Source organism: Novosphingobium aerophilum, from assembly GCF_014230305.1.
GTDB lineage: Bacteria > Pseudomonadota > Alphaproteobacteria > Sphingomonadales > Sphingomonadaceae > Novosphingobium > Novosphingobium aerophilum.
Map to the genome: position 1 here is coordinate 1 of NZ_JACLAU010000091.1, position 3,042 is coordinate 3,042.

General features: G+C 68.2%; 2 protein-coding genes. One reads left to right on the plus strand and one right to left on the minus strand.

Annotation, left to right across the window (positions count from 1 at the left end):
- Positions 1-612 precede the first annotated feature (612 nt).
- Complete coding sequence (locus H7F49_RS19075) at positions 613-957, minus strand: hypothetical protein (RefSeq protein ID WP_185685133.1); 345 nt, start codon at positions 955-957, stop codon at positions 613-615.
- 163 nt (positions 958-1,120) lie between these two features.
- Here H7F49_RS19075 and H7F49_RS19080 point away from each other — a divergent pair, with 163 nt between their 5' ends.
- Positions 1,121-2,728, plus strand: coding sequence for an amidase (locus H7F49_RS19080; protein ID WP_185685134.1), 1,608 nt, complete (start codon positions 1,121-1,123; stop codon positions 2,726-2,728).
- Positions 2,729-3,042: the final 314 nt, after the last annotated feature.

Here is a 3,042-nt window from a genome sequence, read left to right on the forward strand (position 1 = left end):
CTGCGCAAGCTCGCCAAGATCAGCCTCGCAAGGCAGCCGGCGATGGCATGAGCTCCGGCATCCGCGCGCGCCCGCTTCAATCAAGACCCTCCGCTTCAACCAAGAAGCGACTTTTTCAACAGCATCGGTGGGGAGCGGATATTCGCCGGGTGGGTGGATAGGGTCACCAACGCGACAATCGTACATCTCCACACTCCGCTCAGCCTGAGCTTGTCGAAGCCTTTCCTGAGCTGCGCCGCAGGGGCCACGCGCCGCCATCCGCCCCACACGCCTGCTACCGTGTCTCGCGGCGGAAACGCCGCGAACACCCAGCTCAGCCGCCGCGCGTGGGCTTCGACAGGCTCAGCCTGAGCGGGGTTGAGTGCGGGACCAGCGCGGGATTTCGCGATCTAACCGAGGCCCAAACGGTCATCGAAATCTGTCCACACACCTCTACCATCGTCGTCCCGGGCTTGACCCGGGACAGGGCTGCTCCTCCCCTGACGTTGCCACGCAAGCCCTGCCCCGGCTCAAGGGCGGGGCGGCGATGAGGGGTGGCCGATTGTTCTGTGCTGAGCGGATATGAACGGCCATATCTGGGCGCAAACTGCCCGTCGAATGTGTCCACGCCGCCTAACCCGCCAGATGCGGCATCGCGACCGGCGAGGCGACGAAGGTGGTGCCGTTGTTCTCCTGCTTCCAGGCGAACCCGTATTCGAACTGGCCTTCGCCGGGGACGAAGAAGACCCGCGGGGTGGCGTCGGAGCGGTAATCGCCTTCCCAGCCGTGCTGGCGTGCGATGGTCTTGGCGCGTTCGAGGCGCTTCAGCAGCTCTGGCAGCATCGGTCCTTCGAACTGGTAGCCGTGGACGGCCAGGGTCGCGTCGTGGCGGGCGAACTGCACGGCGACGTCCTCGACCGTGGGCAGAAACTCCCAGGTCCAGTCGATCGGGGTGATGGCGTAGACGAAAAAGGTCATGGGGCCTGTCCTTGTCCGGGTCGATCGGTGCGATAGCCGAAAGATAAGAACAAGTACTTACCTGACCCGAGCAACCGGCCGATGCTGGCCCGGCTTTGGGGCCTGGCCCGCCTTTGCGGCACGACGGTTGCTCTTGACCGGGAATGCGGACACAGTCGGCGCCATGCGTGCCCCTATTGCCCTGCTCTCCGCCGCTTTGCTGGCTGGCGCAACGCCCGCCCTGGCGCAGTCGACCGGCCCCGCCGCTGCCGACGACGCCTTGTCCGAGGCGACCATCGCCTCGTTGCGCGCGGACCTTGCCGCCGGGCGGACGACCAGCGAGCAGGTTGTTCGCACCTATCTGGCGCGCATGGCCCGGCTCGATCGCACCGGCCCCAGGCTCAACAGCGTGGTGGCGGTCAATCCCGCGGCGCTGGCCGAAGCCCGCGAGCGCGATGCCGAGCGGCGGGCGGGGCGGCTGCGCGGCCCGCTGCACGGGGTGCCGATCCTGCTGAAGGACAATATCGAGGCGGCCGGCATGCCCACCACGGCCGGGTCGCTGGCGCTCAAGGACAATGCGCCGGGGCGGGATTCGCCCGTCGCCGCCAGCCTGCGCGCCCAGGGGGCGATCATCCTGGGCAAGACCAACCTTTCCGAATGGGCCAACTTCCGGTCCGAACGCTCGCTCAGCGGGTGGAGTGCGGTGGGCGGGCTGACGCGCAATCCCTATGCGCTGGACCGGACCACCTGCGGTTCGTCGAGCGGATCCGGCGCTGCCGTGGCCGCCCGCCTGGCGCCCGGCGCCATCGGCAGCGAGACCAACGGCTCGATCATCTGCCCCTCATCCATGACCGGGCTGGTCGGCCTCAAGCCCACGCTCGGCCTGATCCCGCGCACCCGCATCGTTCCGATCAGCCACAGCCAGGACACCGCCGGGCCGATGACCCGCACCGTGCGCGATGCCGCGATCCTGCTCAGCGCGCTGATCGCCAGCGATCCGGCCGATCCGGCCACGGCCAGGGCGCTCGACCATGCCGGCGACTATGCCGCGGCGCTCGATCCCGCGGCGATCCGCGGCATGCGCATCGGTGTGATCCGGGGCGGGCAGCAGCCGGAACTGCTCGCGGTCTTTGCCAAGGCGCTCGACACCTTGCGCGGCGCCGGGGCGACCCTGGTGGAGATCAAGCCGCCGTCCGCCGAGGGTATGGGGGCGGCCAGCTACCAGGTGCTGCTCAGCGAGTTTTATTCCGATCTCGACGCTTATCTGGCGACCACCCGGCCCGATCAGGTGCCGACCCGCAGCCTGGCCGATCTGATCGCGTTCAACGCGGCCAATGCCCCGCGCGAGCTGCCGCTGTTCGGGCAGGACATCTTCGCCGCGGCCCAGGCCAAGCCCGGGCTGGACGATCCGGCCTATCGCGCCGCGCGGGAAAAGTCGCTGCGCCTGGCCGGGGCCGATGGGATCGACGCCATGCTGCAGGGCAATGCCGTCGATCTGGTGGTGATGATCAGCTATGGACCGGCCTGGCCATCGGACACGGTCTGGGGCGACCAGTACGAGGGACCCTCCGGATCGACCAGCGCGGCGGCGATTGCCGGTTACCCGCATCTGACCGTGCCGATGGGGTTGGTCCGCGGCTTGCCCGTCGGCCTCAGCTTCATCGGCACGGCCTACACCGAGCAGCGGCTGCTGAATGCGGGTTATGCGTTCGAGCAGGCTGCCGGGTTGACGCTGCGGCCCGATTTCCGTCCGACCGCCGACACCGGACCGGAGCTGGAACCCCGGCGCTAGGGTGGGCTGACAGGTTGGGGGGCGGTTTGCGCCCGATTCCGTCATGCCAGTGCAGGCTGGCATCTCTGGCGGCGAGCCCCGGGTCCCGCGGCATGGACGCTTGCGGACGCCGCGCTATCCGGTGAGAGATCCCAGACTGCGCTGGGATGACGGGGAAGCAGGACATGGAGGGCAACAGGCCATGACGGCTATCGCCCGAAGTCGGACCTTTGTTTCCTCCCCGGTACGGGGAGCAACCGTCTAGGCGAGAGCCCATTTCTGCTTGTTGCGGATCATGGCGTTGAGGGCTGTGATGAGTTTTCGCATGATGGCGA

What these genes read in the sequence shown, in the direction of transcription:
- H7F49_RS19080 (WP_185685134.1), top strand. Translation starts at nt 1,121, where the DNA reads ATGCGTGCCCCTATTGCCCTGCTCTCCGCCGCTTTGCTGGCTGGCGCA.
- H7F49_RS19075 (WP_185685133.1), bottom strand. Translation starts at nt 957, where the DNA reads ATGACCTTTTTCGTCTACGCCATCACCCCGATCGACTGGACCTGGGAG.